This window comes from Mycolicibacterium gilvum, assembly GCF_900454025.1.
Classification (GTDB): Bacteria; Actinomycetota; Actinomycetes; order Mycobacteriales; family Mycobacteriaceae; genus Mycobacterium; species Mycobacterium gilvum.
The window spans coordinates 2,163,299-2,179,150 of record NZ_UGQM01000001.1; the positions used below are offsets into that span (position 1 = coordinate 2,163,299).

Consider the following 15,852-nt stretch of genomic DNA (forward strand, 5'->3'; position numbering starts at 1 on the left):
CGTGCGGATTGACGTTGTCACGATCTTTCCCGCGTTCCTCGACGCGCTCCGACAGGCGTTGCCGGGCAAGGCGATCGAGGCCGGCATCATCGACCTCGCCGTGCACGATCTGCGCGACTGGACCCATGACGTGCACCGGTCGGTCGACGATTCGCCGTACGGCGGCGGGCCGGGGATGGTGATGAAGGCACCGGTGTGGGGCGCTGCCCTCGACGAGATCTGTTCGCCGGAAACGCTTCTCGTGGTGCCGTCGCCGGCGGGTCGGCTGTTCACCCAGGCCACCGCGCAACGGTGGTCGACCGAGCGCCATCTGGTGTTCGCGTGCGGCCGGTACGAGGGCATCGACCAGCGGGTGGTGGAGGACGCCGCCACGCGGATGCGGGTGGAAGAGGTCTCCCTCGGCGACTATGTGCTGCCCGGCGGCGAATCCGCCGCGGTGGTGATGGTCGAAGCCGTGGTGCGGCTGCTGCCCGATGTGCTCGGCAATCCGGCGTCGCATCAGGATGATTCGCACTCGGAGTTCGTCGGAGGCCTGCTCGAGGGCCCGAGTTACACCCGACCGGCGAGTTGGCGTGGTCTCGACGTCCCCGACGTGCTGCTCTCCGGCGACCATGCCCGCATCGCGGCGTGGCGGCATCAGCAGGGGCTCGAGCGCACCCGCGAACGTCGACCGGATCTGCTCCCGCCCGACGCGAGCTGAGCCCGTCAGATCCTGCCGTCGGGGAACATCGTCTTCACCGCGTCGGTGATGGTGCGGCGGGCCGCGTCGTCACCACCGGCCTGCATCGAGCCGATCACCATGACGTAGCGCCGATCCCGTCCGATCACACCGGTCGACAGGTGCATCCAGTCGGCGCCGATGCAGCACATCCAGCCCTGCTTCACCGCGACGGGTTCGGCGAACAGTCCCTCCGGAATCCCGAAGCGCTGCGGGTACACCCCGCCGGGGACCATGCCGTCGGGTGCGGTGGGTGTCGAGGCGGCCAGGTTCGACACGATGACGTCGGCCTGCGCACGCGGCAGGCCTCCGGCTCCCGACAGCAGCATGTCGTAATACCGCACCAGGTCGGTGGCCGTGCTGATGGTGTTGAACCAACGGCCGTCCGTCGGCCGCCTGGTCGAGGTGAGCCCGTAGCGCTTCACCACCCGGTCGATGATCGCGGCACCGCCGCCGCGATTCCAGAAGACTTCGGCGGCGCTGTCGTCGGAGGACCGCAACATCACCTCGAGCGACTTGCGGTCCTGCGGGGACAACCCGGTTCGGCGCTGCGCGACCTGCAGGAGAAGGTCGTCGGCGATGAACACCTTCACGACCGAGGCGATCGCCATCGTCATGTCGTTGCCGTTGGTGACCAGCTCGCCGGTGTTGCGGTCGAGCACCGCAGCGGTGATGTCGGCGCCGGCCGCAGCGGCCTTCGACGTCGCCTGGCGCTCGAGGTCGGCCAGCCGGGTGAACGCCGCGGGGGGCTCGTCCGGCGGAGCTTCCGGCAGTGGGGCCAGCCTGCCCAGCGGCGCGACCACCGTCAGATGCGGACCGGCCGACACCGGCGGCGCGCCGTGGCCGGCCGGCGTGCAGCCGGCGAGAACCGTCGCGACCGCACTCGCCAGTGCTGTCGCGGTGATCAGCCTCCGCGGCCGTGGCATCGCTGTTCCTCCGTGATGGGCCGGGCCGACGCTGTCCCGAAACGCGGGCAGCATCGACGTGCCGCCTGGTGCATCCAGGGTAGTCGCTACACTCGCGACACGCTGCTCACCGACATCACGCGCACCATCGCAGCACCGCCGATTTCGGGGAAATGGACTCCGTCTGGCACAATTGAGCAGTTGTCTGTGCACGGCCGGAAGAGCCTTCCGGTGTCAGGCGCACGACAAGCCTAAGACGCCCGAACCCACATCGGTCTCTGTCCGCGCCACCACGGTGTCGGCGTACGACCGCGAACAGCAAGGAAGTGTCACCGATGAACACGCTGGATTTCGTCGACCAGTCGTCGTTGCGTGACGATGTCCCGGCCTTCGGCCCCGGCGACACCGTCAATGTGCACGTGAAGGTCATCGAGGGTTCCAAGGAGCGCATCCAGGTCTTCAAGGGCGTCGTGATCCGTCGTCAGGGCGGCGGCATCCGGGAGACCTTCACCGTGCGCAAGGAGAGCTACGGCGTCGGCGTCGAGCGCACCTTCCCGGTTCACTCGCCCAACATCGACCACATCGACATCGTCACCCGTGGTGACGTGCGTCGCGCGAAGCTGTACTACCTGCGCGACCTGCGTGGCAAGAAGGCCAAGATCAAAGAGAAGCGCTGACCCGAGTGGTCGCGCCGGAGCTGACGTCGCGCTGGCTAGTCTGATCCCGTGACGTCACCTTCTGAGCCTTCCGGGCCATCTGGGCCTACCCGGACCCCTGAGGATTCCGTGCCGGAGGACGATTCTCCCGACGGAGAGAAGACCGGTAAGAAGCGCGGCGCGCTGCGAGAAGCCGCGATCCTCATCAGCATCGCGCTCGTCCTCTATTACGTCACGCTGACGTTCATCGCGCGTCCGTATCTGATCCCGTCGGAGTCGATGGAGCCCACGCTGCACGGCTGCAACGGCTGTGTCGGCGACCGGATCATGGTGGACAAGATGTCCTATCGCTTCGGGTCGCCCGAACCCGGCGACGTCGTGGTGTTCAAGGGCCCGCCGAACTGGAGTATCGGCTACAAGTCCATCCGCTCGGACAACGCGGCCGTGCGCTGGATCCAGGACACCCTGTCGGTCGTCGGCTTCGTCCCGCCCGACCAGAACGACCTGGTGAAGCGGATCATCGCGACCGGCGGTCAGACCGTCCAGTGCCGCGTCGACACCGGGCTGACCGTCGACGGCAAGCCGCTCAACGAGCCGTACCTGAACGCCGAGACGATGATGGCCGATCCCGCGGTGTATCCGTGTCTGGGCAACGAGTTCGGCCCTGTCACCGTGCCGGAGGGCCGGCTGTGGGTGATGGGGGACAACAGGACCCACTCGGCGGATTCGCGCACCCACTGCACCAACGAGCCCGCGGACGTGCAGAAGGGTCTGCTGTGCACCGGCGATCCGACGGCCGGGACGATTCCGGTGGAGAATGTGATCGGTAAGGCCCAGTTCATTGCGTGGCCGCCCGGACGCTGGGGCGGCGTGAACTCGGTGAACCCGCAGTCGTAGCGGGTGGCTTCACAGGTTGGGTGGAAGGGGCACTGACACTTGCCGGCTGTTTGGCCTCCCAGAACGGTCATCCGCAAATCGTCGGGTCTGCGCACGCTCGAATCGGCGCTGTACCGTGCAGGCCTGGGCCCGGTCGCGGGGGTCGACGAGGTCGGCCGCGGCGCGTGCGCGGGACCGCTCGTCGTGGCGGCGTGCATCCTCGGCCCGAACCGGCTGGAGAGCCTGTCCGCGCTCGACGATTCCAAGAAGCTCAACGAGAGCGAGCGCGAACGCCTGTTCCCGCTGATCCGACGCTATGCGGTGGCGTTTCACGTGGTGTTCATCCCGTCGGTCGAGGTGGACCGCCGCGGAGTGCACGTCGCCAACATCGAGGGGATGCGGCGCGCGGTGGCGGGTCTCGCGGTGCGCCCCGGATACGTGTTGTCGGACGGCTTCCGGGTGCCGGGTCTGCCGATGCCGTCACTGCCGGTGGTCGGGGGGGACGCGGCGGCCGCCTGCATCGCCGCGGCGAGCGTGTTGGCGAAGGTGAGCAGAGACCGGCTGATGGTGGCCATGGACCAGGAGCATCCGGGATACGGCTTCGCCGACCACAAGGGGTACAGCACCCGGGCGCACAGCGCCGCACTGAACGACCTCGGCCCGTCGACCCAGCATCGTTTCTCCTTCATCAATGTGCGACGGTTGGTGGTGGACGGGGAACCCGGTCAGGGTGGCGAACTCGAATGCGGGAAACTGGCAGTGGACGTACCGGTGGACATGCCGGTGGACCGTGTACTACGTGAAGGACAGCTGAGCCGATGAGTGCCGAAGATCTCGAGAAGTATGAAACCGAGATGGAGCTCTCGCTCTACCGCGAGTACAAGGACATCGTCGGGCAGTTCAGTTACGTGGTGGAGACGGAGCGGCGTTTCTATCTGGCCAACAGCGTGGAGATGATCCCGCGCAACGCCGACGGCGAGGTCTACTTCGAACTGCGTCTCGGTGACGCCTGGGTGTGGGACATGTACCGGCCGGCGCGGTTCGTCAAGCAGGTCCGGGTGATCACGTTCAAGGACGTCAACATCGAAGAGGTCGAGAAGCCCGAGTTGCGCCTGCCGGAGTGACGGTCAGGGTTTCCTGGTCAGTTCGAACGGCATCCGGATGTTGAGGGAGCGGTTGACGCCGCACGCGCCGCTGGGCCCGATCGTCTGATCCCAGCCGGTCAGGCGGTCATGGCGGTCCGCGGCGTCGAGCCTGGCGGCCCAGAAGGTGAAGCTCTGTTCTCCGCGCGCGGTGCTGCCGTCCGGGCAGCGCTGCCAATTCTCGATGGTGTGCACCGCTTTCCAGCGTTGACTCTGATACACCAGGTTCGCCGTCCAGCCCTGGTCGCTGACCACCGTTCCGGTGCAGTCCTGGAACGTGGTGCACGACGAGGTGATCGTCCAGGTCGCCACGACATCCTGCTGATAGACCATGATCTCGTTGGTCTTCGCCCACAACCCGTCGGAACGCGCGGTGAAGACGCCGTTGAGCGCGACGTCGGACTCGGCGTGAGCCGGCGCGACATCGCCCACTCCGCCGGCGAGCACGAGCGCGCAGGCTGCGAGCGTCACGGCGCGGCGGGCCATATCAGGTCCTTCCAGGTTCGGGCGGGAGCGACGAGATCGGTCTGCTGCACCGCCGTCCCGTCGTCGGTGGCGATCCGGCCGGTCTGCGGGTCGTAGGTGGCGACCGCCAGCGGTGGTGGCGGGGATCCGGGCGGCGGTGTCCCGCCGGGTGGGGCGAAGAGGCGTTCGTCCCGGGTGACGCGATCGTCCGGGGGTACGCCCTGCGCGACCAGACTGGGGTCGAACGGGTACGGACCCAGCGCGTGCGGGCGGGCGGCGAGCGGCTGAAAGGCCCTGTCGCTCCTGCACAACTCCACGGTCGGGGCTCGCTTGCCCGGCACGTCCATACACGGCAGATTGCGTACGCCGCGCACAGCGATGGCGGAGTCCTGCGGCAGTTTGCAGTAGAGGCCGTCGGGCGTGTCGATGGTCGTGGTGTCCGCCGGAGAGCGCCACGCTGACGGCGGAAGGAACCCCACGGTGCAGGCGGGCGGGTCGTCGACGGAGATCCGGAAGTCGCCGACGGGGATCCCGGTCGCGTTGTTCGACCCGACGGCGGACTGGTAGAACGCCGAGGCCGGAGGCAACAGGACCAACAGTTGTTCGAGTCCCGCCCGGTAGGTGAGGCCGACCTGACCCAGCGACGTCAGGTTCGCCAGAAGTACGGGCAGGGTGGGCCTGACCTGTTCGATGAGTTGGGTAACCTGTTGTGCTGCAGGGGTTCCGGTGGTGAGGATTCGGCGGATCTCCGTATCACGGTCGACCAGTTGCGCGCTGATCGCCGCGAGGTCGGCCGCCCAGGTGTCCAGCGCGTCGGCGCTGGCGGCCTGGCCGTCGAGCACCGGGGCGGTGTCCTCGATCAGCGACGACGTGCGGCCGGCCACCCTGTCCATGTCGGCGCTGATCCGCGTCATCGACTCGGCCAGCGTCTGCAACTCGTAGCCACTGCCGTCGAACGCCGTGAAGGATTCGTCGAGTAGTTGTGCGAGCTTGTCTTTCGGGATATCGGTGATCAGGTCGCTGAGATTCTGCATCATCGGGGCGACCCGCTGGGGCACGGTCACCGCCGAGGACGGGATCACCGCCCCGCTCTCCAGGTACGGGCCCGAGCGGCTGCGCGGTTGCAGGTCGACGTACTGCTCGCCGACTGCCGATACGCTGCGCACCTCGGCCCGCAGGTCCGTCGGGACCCGGGGCGTGCCCGACAGGGACAGCGTGGCCTCGGCGCCGTCGCGGTCGACGTCGAGCGCGGTGACCTTGCCGATCTGCACACCCCGGTAGGTGACGTTCGCGAACCGGTACAGGCCGCCGGCCTCGGGTAGTTGCAGCGTGACCTCGATCCGGCCGATGCCGAGAAGCGTCGGTACCCGGATGTACTGCAGGACCATCACAGCGATGCCGACCACCGATGCTATGGCGAAGAGCGTCAACTGGATTCGTACCAGACGGGTCAGCATCACCGACCTCCGGTGGGCAGTCGGTCGGGGCCCATCACCCCGGGTGGCGGCGCGACCGCCTCGCCCAGGGGGTTCTTCGAGTAGAACGTCTCATAGCCGGGATCGCCGGGAGCGGGCACCAGTGGTGCGTTCTCGTCGCCGAACGAGGTACCGGCCAGCAGTCCCCGTTTGAAGCGTCCCAGCGTCAGATCGACGGTCACGAACAGGTTCATGTAGTCGCCACGTACACCGCGGTCGATGATGTTCTGGTTCAACGGGAATGTCAGTGCGTAACCCAGCCCTGTGCTGATGTCGGGCCCGAGGTCGGCGACGGCGCGCAGCGCCGGTTCCAGGTTGGCCAGGTTGGTGACGAGATCGGTGTGGACGGCGTCGATCACCGTTCCGGCGGTGTCGCTGAACCGGCGCAGCGCGTCGAGCGCTTCGGTGAATCGGGGCCGTTGACGCACGAGAGTGTCCAGGGCGGGCGGTATCTCACGCAGCGCTCGGCTGACGACATCACGTTGCTGGGCCAATGTCGCCGAGAACCGGTCCAGTTCGGTGATCGTCGCGATGATGTCGTCGGTCTGGGTGTCGAGAATGCCGACGAAGCGATCCAGCCGGCCCAGCAACTCGCGGATGTCGCTCTGGTGACCCGCGAACACGTCGTTGAAAGAGTGGACGACGTCGCCGATCTGGCCCAGTCCGCCCCCGTTGACCACCGTCGACAACGCCGCCAGCGTCTGCTCGGTCGACGGATGGGTCGACGACGCGTCCAGCCCGATCGACGATCCCGGCGCCAAGACGCCGACCGCGGGTTCTCCGAGCGGCGCGGCGAGTTCGAGGTGCATCGACCCGAGCAGGCTGGTCTGGCCGACGGTCGCGATCGCGTTGGCCGGGATCTCGACGCCCGCTTTCACCCGGATGCCGACTTCGGCGTGGCGGTCGACGATCCCGATGCGGGAAACACTGCCGATCACGACGTCGTCGATCATCACCGGCGAATTGGTCTCCAGCGTACCGACGTTCGCGAGTGCCACGGTGTAGGCCGTCGCGCCGTCCCCGCGTCCGACCGTGCCGGGCAGCGGAAGCGAGCTCACCCCGTCGAAACTGCACGCGGTCGTGGTCATCAGGGCCGCCGCGGCGATCGCGACGGCGCGTCGGGCTGCGCGGACGGGTCTCACGGCGTGGGCCTTTCGGCCGGCAGAAGCATCTGAGGCAGCGTGGGCTGCTGTGCCTGATAGGCGGAATCGCCGGGAGCGATCGCGGTGGGTCCCGAGCGTGTGCCCGGGCCCCCCGGTCGGAGATCGGGTTCACTGTAGATCAGCTTGCTGTCCGACGGGACCGGCGTCAGCAGCGGATTGACCGGGAAGGGCAGGTAGTTGAAGTTCACGGTGTCCAGGCCGGGCCCGAGATACTGGGCGCACAGCTTGGAGCTCTCCGGTGCGGTGACGTTCGCCAGCGCACCGAGCATCCCGCAGAAGAACGCGGTCGGATCCGCCATGTTGTTGAGCACGAACACTCCGCTGGCCCCGCCGGTGCGCGGATCCATCATGTTGTAGGCGTTTGCCATCGCCGACGGCGCCACGTGCAGGACCTGTTCGAGATCGGCACGGTGATCGACGAGGTTCTGGGTGACCCCGGCCAGCCGCGCCACCTGCTCGCCGGTTCGGTCACGGGTGCCCGCGACGAAGCGCTGCACCTCGCCGACCGCCTCGGCGAGGTTGATCAGCGCGGCGTCCAGATCGCCGCGGCTGCCGTCGAGCACGCTGCTCAGCGTGGCGAGCCGCTCCTCGAACCGCACGATCTGTTCGTTGCTGTCACGCAGCACCGCGACGAATGTCTGCAGATGGGAGAGCATCTCGGTGATGTCACCGCTGCCGTCGGCGATGACCCTGCTGATCCCCGCGAGCTGGGTGATCGCGGTGCGCAGCTTCTGCCCGTTGCCGGCCATCGCATCGGCGGCACTGTCGACGAATCGGCCGACCGAACCGGTGGTCAGCTCCGCGGTGGGGCCGAGATCGGCGGCGAGTCGGTCGATCTGCTCCTTGACCTCGTCCCATTCGACCGGGACCGCGGTGCGTTCCCTCGGGATCACCGCTCCTGATTCGGCGACGGGTCCGGAACCGCCGCGCGGTGTCAGCGCGACGAAACGTGCCGAAACCAGGTTCTGCGCCACCACAACGGCTTTCACGTCCGCGGCGATGCGCACTCCATGGTCGACCTGCAACGTGAAGACGGTCTGGGTGCCGTCGGCCTCGATCGCGGTGATGGTGCCGACCCTGACCCCGGCGATACGGACGTCGTCGCCGGGGTAGATCGCGTTCGCGTTCGCGAAGATCGCGGTGAGGGTCGTCGGGGGGAACAGACGCGCAGCGGCGATGACGCCGGCCGATGCGACGAGCAGTGTGCCCAGGGCGGCGGCGGTCAGCCTGATCAGCGTCGGCCGCGTCACCGGGGTGGCCTCTCGGGGATTCCGTTGCGCGGGAACGGGAGCTCGGCACGCGGACCCGTGTCGTCGGGTGGTTGACCGGCGTCGACACCGCGCCGGAAGCCGAACGCGTAGTCCAGGAACGGCTGCAGGATGGGTGGCAGGTCCAGGTTGGGGATGTAGGCCGAGTAGTACGGACCGCTGGCGACCGTCTCACCGAGGGTGACCTGGTACTTCGCCAAGCGGGGGAGCGCCAGTGCGATGTTGTCGCGTTGGCGTTCCAGCATCGCGAGCACCGTGTTGAGTTTCTCCAGCGTCGGTGCGAGTTGCTGTTCGTTGTCGTGCACGAGGCCGGTCACCCCCCGGGCCACCGCTGAGGTGTGGGCGAGCAGTTCGACGATCGTGTGTCGCCGCTCTGCCAGCATGGCGACCAGATCGTCGGCGTTGAGGATCAGCGCCGAGACTTCCTCACTGCGCTCGGCGAGCACGGCGGTGACATCGCGTCCACTCCCGAACAGGCGGCGCAGCGCGGTGTTCCGGGTGTTCAGTGCCTCCGAGATGCGTGCCAGCCCATCGAAAGTCGGACCGAGCTGCGGGGAGATCTGGTCGATGGTGTCCGACAACGTGTTCAGGGCCTCGTTGAGCGCGGCGGTGTCGGTGCCGGTGGAGTTGGTGGTCAGGTCGCCGAGGGCCTCGGTCAGGGTGTACGGCGACGACGTCCGGGTCAGCGGGATGATGTCCATCGCCGACATCGAACCGTCACCCTCGGACTGCACGGTGAGGACGCGCTGGCCGAGCAGGGTCCCGGTGCGGATGTGGGCGGTGGACTGCGATCCCAGCGGTGTCGTGTCGTCGACGGTGAAGGTGACCAGAGCATTCGGGTCCTGCAGCTGCACTGCCGTGACCTTCCCGAGGGTCATGCCCGACACCGTCACGTCGTTGCCGACCGACAGACCGCTGAGATCGGCGAAGACGGCCTGGTAGCGGATCGCCTTGGCCCACCCCGTGATTCGTTCGGGTGCCAGACCCACCGCGATCACGAGAACGATGAGCACCACACCGATGAACCCCGCTCGCACCGTGCTCGCCCGCCGATACTTCAGCATCAGTTCTCAGCGCACCTTCCGTTGTCCTGACGGAACACGGGGAAGACCGCGGTGCGGCCCGCGAGATCGGTGACGCGCACGCCGAGTGAGCAGATGTAGTAGTTGACGAAGCTGCCGTAGGACCCGATGCGCACCAGCTTCCGGTAGTTCTCCGGCGCCTTGGAGATGGCGGTTTCGAGACGGTCCAGTTTGCTCCCGAGGTTGGGCGCCAACCGGTGCAGCTGGTCGACCGTATCGGCGAGCGGTGGCCGGGTGTCGGTGAGGAGGTCGGACAGCGATGCGGTGCCTGCGGACAGCGAATCGATCGCGGCGCCGATCGGCTGACGTTCGGCGGACAGTTCGGCGACGAGCGTGTGCAGCCGGGTCAGCCCCTCCGAGAAGTCGTCGCGCTGGTCGGCCAGCGTGCCCAGTGTGGTCTGCAGGTTGACGATGAGTCGGTCGATCACCTCGGTCCTGTCGGCGAGCGCATTCGAGAACGACGATGTCCGGGACAGAAGGGATTCCAGCGTTCCCCCTTGCCCCTGGACGATCTGGATCAGTGCGGCGCTGAGAGTGTTGACCTCCTGCGCGTCAAGTCCCTTGATGACCGGCTTCAATCCGCCCAGGAGCAGGTCGAGGTCGAGCGCCGGCGCGGTCTGCTCGACGGGGATCCGCGCACCCGCGGGCAGGATCCTGGTGGAGCCTTCGTCGTCGACGAGCTCCAGGAACCGGTCGCCGACCAGGTTCAGATAGCGCACCACTGCTCGGGTGCCACTGGTGAGCACCAGGCCCCGTTCGGCGTCGAAGGTGACGACCACGGTCTTGTCGGGTTGCATCGACAGGTCTTTGACCGTGCCGATCCGCACTCCGGCGAACCTCACCGATTCACCGGCCCGCAGGTTCGAGACATCTTTGAAGACAGCCGAATACACGTTCGTCGAACCGGAGCGGTACTGACCGAAGACGGCGAACAGGCAGCCGGTGAGCAGCGCCATCACCGTGACGAAGAGTGCGAACTTGAGGCCCGCACCGCGTTGGTGTCTCATCCGGGCTGGCCGATCTGGGCGCTGTTGCGCGGCGGTCCGTCGATCGGCCCGAACATGATCTGTTTGAGCAGTTCGGAGTTCACGATCGGGCCGCGGTTGCCGTACTTCCACGGGTTGGCGCCGGTATCGGTGACGACGAACGGCGGCGCCTTGCCGTAGGGGATCTTCGGCAGGTCGGTGCACTGCGGCCCGCCGGTGGCGGCGACCCTGGGCAGATCGGCGGGGTAGCGGTAGCGGTCCTGGCCCCAGAAGAATCCGGCCAGCACCTCGACACCGGGGACGTCGAGTGGAGGATTGTTGGCCATCACGGTCAGCGAGCCCAGGCCACAGGACAGGGCGGGATGGTAGTCGCGGAGAAGCTCGGTCGTCGGTGCCAGGAGTCGCAGCACCTCCGTCAGTGGTGGTCCGTTGTCGGCGAGCACTTCGCTGCCGACCTCGCCGAGGCCGACTGCGCTGACCAACAGCGCATCGAGCTCGTTCTCGGTCTCGACGATGCTGGAGCCGATCTCCGTGGCGGCGGCGACGATCGACATCAGATCGGGCGCGGCGTCGGCATAGGATCTCAGCACCGCCGGCGCCGTCGACAGGTCGTGTTCGAGCGCCGGAAGCGACGGATCGATCTGTGCCAGAGCCGAGTTGAGGTCGGCGAGACCCTGGCCGATCATGGTGCCGCGGCCGCGCATCGCGGTGGCGATCGCGCCGAGGGTCTGGTTGAGCTTCTCCGGCGTGATGGTGTCGAGCACCGCCACCAGCTGTTCGAACAGCGTGTTGGCTTCGATCATGACGCGATCGGCGCCGAGGATCTGGCCGGCGTGCACCGGGGACGGGGACGGATCCGCCGGTGGGACCAGGCGCACTGACTTGGCGCCGAAGACCGTGGTGGACGCGATGTCGACGGTGACGTCTGCGGGGATGATGTTCTGCCGGGCCGGGTCGATCGCCAGGTGCAGCGCCGCTGTCCCGTCGTCGCGATAGTCGATAGAGACCACCTTGCCCACCTGCACCCCGTGCAACTGGACTTTGGCGTCGGGATTCATCACGAGTCCGGCGCGCGGTGAGATGACGGTCAGCGGAACGGATTCGGCGAAGCCGTCCCGGAACAGGGTGACCGACACCGCGGTCAGTGACGCGACGGCGGCGAGGGAGATCAACCCGATCACCGGGTGGATCACTGCGGACTTCACACGTCGCGCTCGGTAGTCACGGCGGTCATTGCGCCTCCCCGGATGTCGTCGGTGTCTGCACCGGCGCGGAATGTCCGGGCCGGCTGGGTCAGCCGCGTACCGGTGGGGGAATGCCGGTCAGTCCGGACCGACGACTCGTGGGTGCCGGACCGGTGTCGGCAGTTCCGCGGTGCGTCATCACAGGGATCCTCGGATCAGGTCGCCAGGCATGTGAACCTAACGTTTGCTCCGGCAAGCTAACAGTTGCGGGTCCGGACGGTCAAGGCTCAGAACACCGCGACGGGAACAAAAGTTGGGTTACATTGAGGAGCCTTCGGCGTGGGTCGGAATTGACGTCGACGTTCGTCGCCAGGCTCCGTCGACAGAGGAGAGATCTCATGACACACGCGGTCCGGCCTCTCCGAATGGTGGTGTGGTCGACCGGCGGCGTCGGTTCCCTCGCCGTCAATGCGGTGGCGACCAGACCGGACATGGAGCTGGTGGGTGTCTGGGTGCACTCGGCCGACAAGGTGGGCCGTGACGCGGGCACCCTGTGCGGCCGGGAACCACTGGGGATAGCGGCTTCTGGGGATGCCGACGAGATGATCGCGCTGCAGCCCGACTGCGTGGTGTATGCGGCCAGCGGTCCCGACCGTGATGCCGCGGCCGTCCCCGACTACGTCAGACTGCTGGAATCGGGGATCAACGTCGTGTCGACGAGTTCGACCGCACTGGTCTATCCACCGGTCTACTACTCGCCGCAGTGGCGTGAGCAACTCGCCTCGGCGGCGTCGCAGGGCGGCGCATCCTTCTACGTGTCGGGGATCTTCCCGGGTTTCGCCTCCGATCAGCTTGCGCTGCTGCTGTCGACGTTGTCCGCGTCGATCTCCGAGGTGAAGGTGACCGAGGTGGCGCTCAACGACCACTACCCGGTCGCGGAGGTGATGATGGACGGTATGGGCTTCGCCCGGCCGCTGGACTTCGAACCTCTTTTGAAGACACCGGGATTCATCGAGATGGCGTGGAAGGCTCCCATCGCGCTGATGGCCGACGCGCTCCGTGTCGAGGTGACCGAGGTCCGCGGAACACTGGATCGCCGGCTGACCGACCGCGACATCGAGGTGGCGTTCGGGACCATCCCGGCGGGCACCTGTGGTGCGGTGTGCACCCGAGCGGCCGGTGTTGTCGACGGACGCGAAGCCATCATTGTGGAACACATCATCAGAATGGCGCGCGACGTGGCGCCCGACTGGCCCGCGTCGGACTTCGACGCGACCTATCGGGTGGACATCACCGGAGATCCGGACATCCACTGCGCGATGAATCTGGGGGACGCACAGGGGCACGGCGCCGGCCGGGCGGCGATGACGGCCACCGCGATGCGGGTGGTGAACGCGATACCGTTCGTGGTGGCCGCACCACCGGGTCTGCTCAGCTCGCTCGATCTGCCGAACACGCTGCCGCGCCACGCTTTCGCCTGAACAGGATCGCGTGCCGCACCATCCGGGAGTGGCTCAGGTGCGCACGGCCACGCCGCGCAGGATCGTGTCCCTGGCCAGGATCAGCGCGTTGCGGGGTCCGACCTCCTGCAGGATGTTCTCCGGGATCCACTGCTCGCCGATGATGCATCTGGCCAGCATGTCCGCGGTGGGGCTGTCGATGTGGATCTCGCCGGCTCTGATCCCCTCGGACAGCAGGGATTTCATCTGGCGGATCCGGGTGGTGAACGACCACGCCGGATTCGCGGAGTCGGGCGGGGACTGGCGCAGCCACGCCAACTGGATGCGGAACTCGTCCGGGAACTGATCGAGGGCGTTGATGTTGAGCCAGCTCAGCGCGTCCAGCTTCTCCACCGTCGTCGACTCGGTACGCACGATGTCCGACCAGGCGCCGCCGACCTTGCGGCCGAACTCCAGCATGATCGACATCAACAGTTCGTCCTTGGAACCGATGATGCGGTACACGGTGCCGGTTCCGAGACCGGCCGCAGAGGCGATGTCGCGGATGGTCGTCATCTCATAGCCGCGCCGCCCGAATTCGGCGCGGGCGACGGCTCGCAGGTGCGCCGCCTTCAGATCGGTCTCGTCCTCGTCGTCGGTCCAGGTGCTGATGACGGACTGCGCCGCGGCGAAGGCCTTCGACCGGTCCAGCGAGGCGTCCGAGGGCGCCTCGCTGGCGAGCCCGTTCAGCGCGATCCGGCATTTCAGCGTCGCGAGATCGTCGGTGCGTGCCTTGTGGCGGATGACGTCGAGGCCGACGTGCAGCATGGACTGGCAGAGGCGGTCGGCGAGGGTGGGGAGGTCGACGTCGGAACGGATTTCACCGCTCCACCGTCCGGCGCGAAGGGCCTGTAGCATCGCGGCCTGGACCTTCTCCGGTGCTCGGGCGCTCAGCGCCTGCAGCTCCGGGTCGGCGCTGGGCCCTTCGTAGAACGACATCTGCAGCGCGGCGCGGTGTTCGACGGCGCAGCGCGCGATCGCGCATCCGAGCGCGGTGATCTGAGCCGACACCGGCCCGGGGTCGGGCTCGTCGAGTTTGCGCAGCGCCAGGTCGCCGATGCGGTCCAGATCGTCGTGGTAGAGCCGGATCAGCTCGACGAGGATGGCTTCCTTGCTGTCGAAGTGGTGGTAGAGGCTGCCGGCGAGAATGCCTGCCGCATCGGCGATCTGCTGAAGCGAACTGCGCAGGCCGGTCGCCGCGATGACGGTGTTGGCCGTCTTGAGGATTTCGGCCCGGCGGGTCGTGTCGGCGGGCGCAGCGTCGCGGACCGCTGCCAGTTCGGCGCTGCCGGACCTCTTCCGTCCCGAGCGACGCCCGCGTCCGGGTTTCTGCCCTGCAGCGTCGGCGGCCATCGGTCCGCTCCTCCTTCGTCAGTACCGGCACCGCCGGAACACCGATGCTACCGGCCCGGGCCTTTCGGAAACGTCACCGCGGCATTGTCCGGCATCGCGCTGATACCGCGGCGGTCACACACCTGCAGGACCTCGTCGACGATGGAATCGGGCACGATGAACGGTTCGGTGGCCGACACCGTCCCGAAGCGGCGTTCGATGTCCTCGGCTGTCGGCTCGTTCGCTGTGTCCGCCAGCCAGCCGTCGGCCAGCGCGGTGAATACGCGCGCGTACCGGCCGGCGCATGCCGAGTAGTTGTGATGGGTGACCGTGCACTCGCGGCTCGCGAGGAAGGTCACCAGCGGTACGACGAGTTCGGGCCGGATGGCGCGCAGGAAGCCGGACTCGGCCAGAAACTTCTCGTCACCGACGGTCTCGGTGACCATGCGCGAAAAGCCGGTGGGCAGAACCGTGTTCGACAGTATCCCGTGCGCGGCACCTTCGATGGCGATGACATTGGACAGGCCCACCAGCCCGGTCTTGGCCGCGCCGTAATGCGCCTCCATCGGCTGTCCGAAGTTGCCCGCCGACGATGACACGAACACGAACCGTCCGTACCCCTGCCGGATCATCGCCGCGTAGGCCGGTCGGCTCAGGTAGAAGGCGCCGTCGAGATGTACCTCCAGCATCTGCCGCCAGCGCTCGGCGGTGAGGCTTTCGAAAGGGATGCTGATGAAGATGCCCGCGTTGCTGATGACGACGTCGACGCGGCCGAAGCGCGTCAGCGCGGTGTCGATGATGGCCTGCCCGCCTTCGGGGCTGCCCACCGACTCGTGGGACGCGACGGCCTGCCCGCCGTGGGCGCGGATCTCGTCGACGACGGTGTCGGCGACAGTGGTGTCGTGTCCCTCGCCGTGCATGGTGGCGCCGATGTCGTTGACGACGACGGCCGCACCACGGCGGGCCAGATCGAGTGCGTAGAGCCGGCCCAGGCCCCGGCCGGCGCCCGTCACCACGGCTACCTGCCCGGTGAAGTCGATCAAGGCGCCTCCCCGCATTGACTCCGTTACCGCCGGACCCTACGGTGGAACAGATATTTGG

General features: G+C 67.5%; 16 protein-coding genes. 6 read left to right on the top strand and 10 right to left on the bottom strand.

The genetic code is table 11. The annotated features are described in order from the left end of the window. Window position 1: 1 nt before the first annotated feature. Entirely contained in the window at window positions 2-700 is a 699-nt protein-coding gene (gene trmD, locus DYE23_RS10190) for a tRNA (guanosine(37)-N1)-methyltransferase TrmD (RefSeq protein ID WP_011895020.1), read from the top strand. A gap of 5 nt (window positions 701-705) precedes the next feature. On the opposite strand, the gene DYE23_RS10195 is transcribed toward trmD, so the two are convergent. After that, complete coding sequence (locus tag DYE23_RS10195) at window positions 706-1,644, bottom strand: serine hydrolase (RefSeq protein ID WP_115328926.1); 939 nt, start codon at window positions 1,642-1,644, stop codon at window positions 706-708. A 314-nt stretch (window positions 1,645-1,958) separates the two neighbouring features. On the opposite strand from DYE23_RS10195, the gene rplS reads away from it, so the two are divergent. From rplS to DYE23_RS10215, 4 genes are read left to right on the top strand one after another with little or no spacing between them, the layout of a single operon-like run. Beyond that, window positions 1,959-2,300 (top strand): 50S ribosomal protein L19, encoded by a 342-nt coding sequence (gene rplS / locus DYE23_RS10200; RefSeq protein WP_011895018.1) that lies wholly within the window; start codon window positions 1,959-1,961, stop codon window positions 2,298-2,300. A 48-nt stretch (window positions 2,301-2,348) separates the two neighbouring features. Then, a complete protein-coding gene (lepB, locus tag DYE23_RS10205) occupies window positions 2,349-3,176 on the top strand; it encodes a signal peptidase I (protein WP_115327148.1) in 828 nt (275 codons plus the stop codon). A 39-nt stretch (window positions 3,177-3,215) separates the two neighbouring features. Then, on the top strand, window positions 3,216-3,977 hold the full coding sequence (locus tag DYE23_RS10210; protein WP_011895016.1) for a ribonuclease HII: 762 nt from the start codon (window positions 3,216-3,218) through the stop codon (window positions 3,975-3,977). Continuing rightward, window positions 3,974-4,279 carry a DUF2469 domain-containing protein gene (locus DYE23_RS10215; protein ID WP_011895015.1) on the top strand — a complete coding sequence of 102 codons (306 nt, stop codon included), beginning with the start codon at window positions 3,974-3,976 and terminating at the stop codon, window positions 4,277-4,279. Before DYE23_RS10210 ends, DYE23_RS10215 begins: the two co-directional genes overlap by 4 nt. 3 nt (window positions 4,280-4,282) lie before the next feature. On the opposite strand, the gene DYE23_RS10220 is transcribed toward DYE23_RS10215, so the two are convergent. Genes DYE23_RS10220 through DYE23_RS10250 form a run of 7 tightly spaced genes read right to left on the bottom strand, consistent with a single transcriptional unit; the run spans window position 4,283 to window position 11,941 of the window. Further along, a complete protein-coding gene (locus tag DYE23_RS10220; RefSeq protein ID WP_115327149.1) occupies window positions 4,283-4,783 on the bottom strand; it encodes an Rv2253/PknI dimerization domain-containing protein in 501 nt (166 codons plus the stop codon). Continuing rightward, a complete protein-coding gene (locus DYE23_RS10225; protein WP_115327150.1) occupies window positions 4,765-6,219 on the bottom strand; it encodes an MCE family protein in 1,455 nt (484 codons plus the stop codon). The genes DYE23_RS10220 and DYE23_RS10225 overlap by 19 nt, the downstream gene beginning before the upstream one ends. Further along, on the bottom strand, window positions 6,219-7,379 hold the full coding sequence (locus tag DYE23_RS10230) for an MCE family protein (RefSeq protein ID WP_115327151.1): 1,161 nt from the start codon (window positions 7,377-7,379) through the stop codon (window positions 6,219-6,221). Before DYE23_RS10230 ends, DYE23_RS10225 begins: the two co-directional genes overlap by 1 nt. Then, window positions 7,376-8,650: an MCE family protein gene (locus DYE23_RS10235; protein ID WP_115327152.1), complete on the bottom strand. Its 1,275-nt coding sequence runs from the start codon at window positions 8,648-8,650 to the stop codon at window positions 7,376-7,378. Before DYE23_RS10235 ends, DYE23_RS10230 begins: the two co-directional genes overlap by 4 nt. Further along, a complete protein-coding gene (locus DYE23_RS10240; protein WP_115327153.1) occupies window positions 8,647-9,732 on the bottom strand; it encodes an MCE family protein in 1,086 nt (361 codons plus the stop codon). Before DYE23_RS10240 ends, DYE23_RS10235 begins: the two co-directional genes overlap by 4 nt. Then, entirely contained in the window at window positions 9,732-10,757 is a 1,026-nt protein-coding gene (locus DYE23_RS10245) for an MCE family protein (RefSeq protein ID WP_115327154.1), read from the bottom strand. The genes DYE23_RS10240 and DYE23_RS10245 overlap by 1 nt, the downstream gene beginning before the upstream one ends. Then, a complete protein-coding gene (locus tag DYE23_RS10250; protein ID WP_115327155.1) occupies window positions 10,754-11,941 on the bottom strand; it encodes an MCE family protein in 1,188 nt (395 codons plus the stop codon). The genes DYE23_RS10245 and DYE23_RS10250 overlap by 4 nt, the downstream gene beginning before the upstream one ends. Window positions 11,942-12,318: 377 nt before the next feature. On the opposite strand from DYE23_RS10250, the gene DYE23_RS10255 reads away from it, so the two are divergent. Further along, window positions 12,319-13,401 carry an NAD(P)H-dependent amine dehydrogenase family protein gene (locus DYE23_RS10255; protein WP_115327156.1) on the top strand — a complete coding sequence of 361 codons (1,083 nt, stop codon included), beginning with the start codon at window positions 12,319-12,321 and terminating at the stop codon, window positions 13,399-13,401. Window positions 13,402-13,434: 33 nt separating this feature from the next. On the opposite strand, the gene DYE23_RS10260 is transcribed toward DYE23_RS10255, so the two are convergent. Then, window positions 13,435-14,772 (bottom strand): TetR/AcrR family transcriptional regulator, encoded by a 1,338-nt coding sequence (locus DYE23_RS10260; RefSeq protein ID WP_115327157.1) that lies wholly within the window; start codon window positions 14,770-14,772, stop codon window positions 13,435-13,437. Window positions 14,773-14,819: 47 nt separating this feature from the next. Further along, window positions 14,820-15,794, bottom strand: a complete 975-nt coding sequence (locus DYE23_RS10265) for an SDR family NAD(P)-dependent oxidoreductase (protein ID WP_115328927.1) — start codon at window positions 15,792-15,794, stop codon at window positions 14,820-14,822. Window positions 15,795-15,852: the final 58 nt, after the last annotated feature.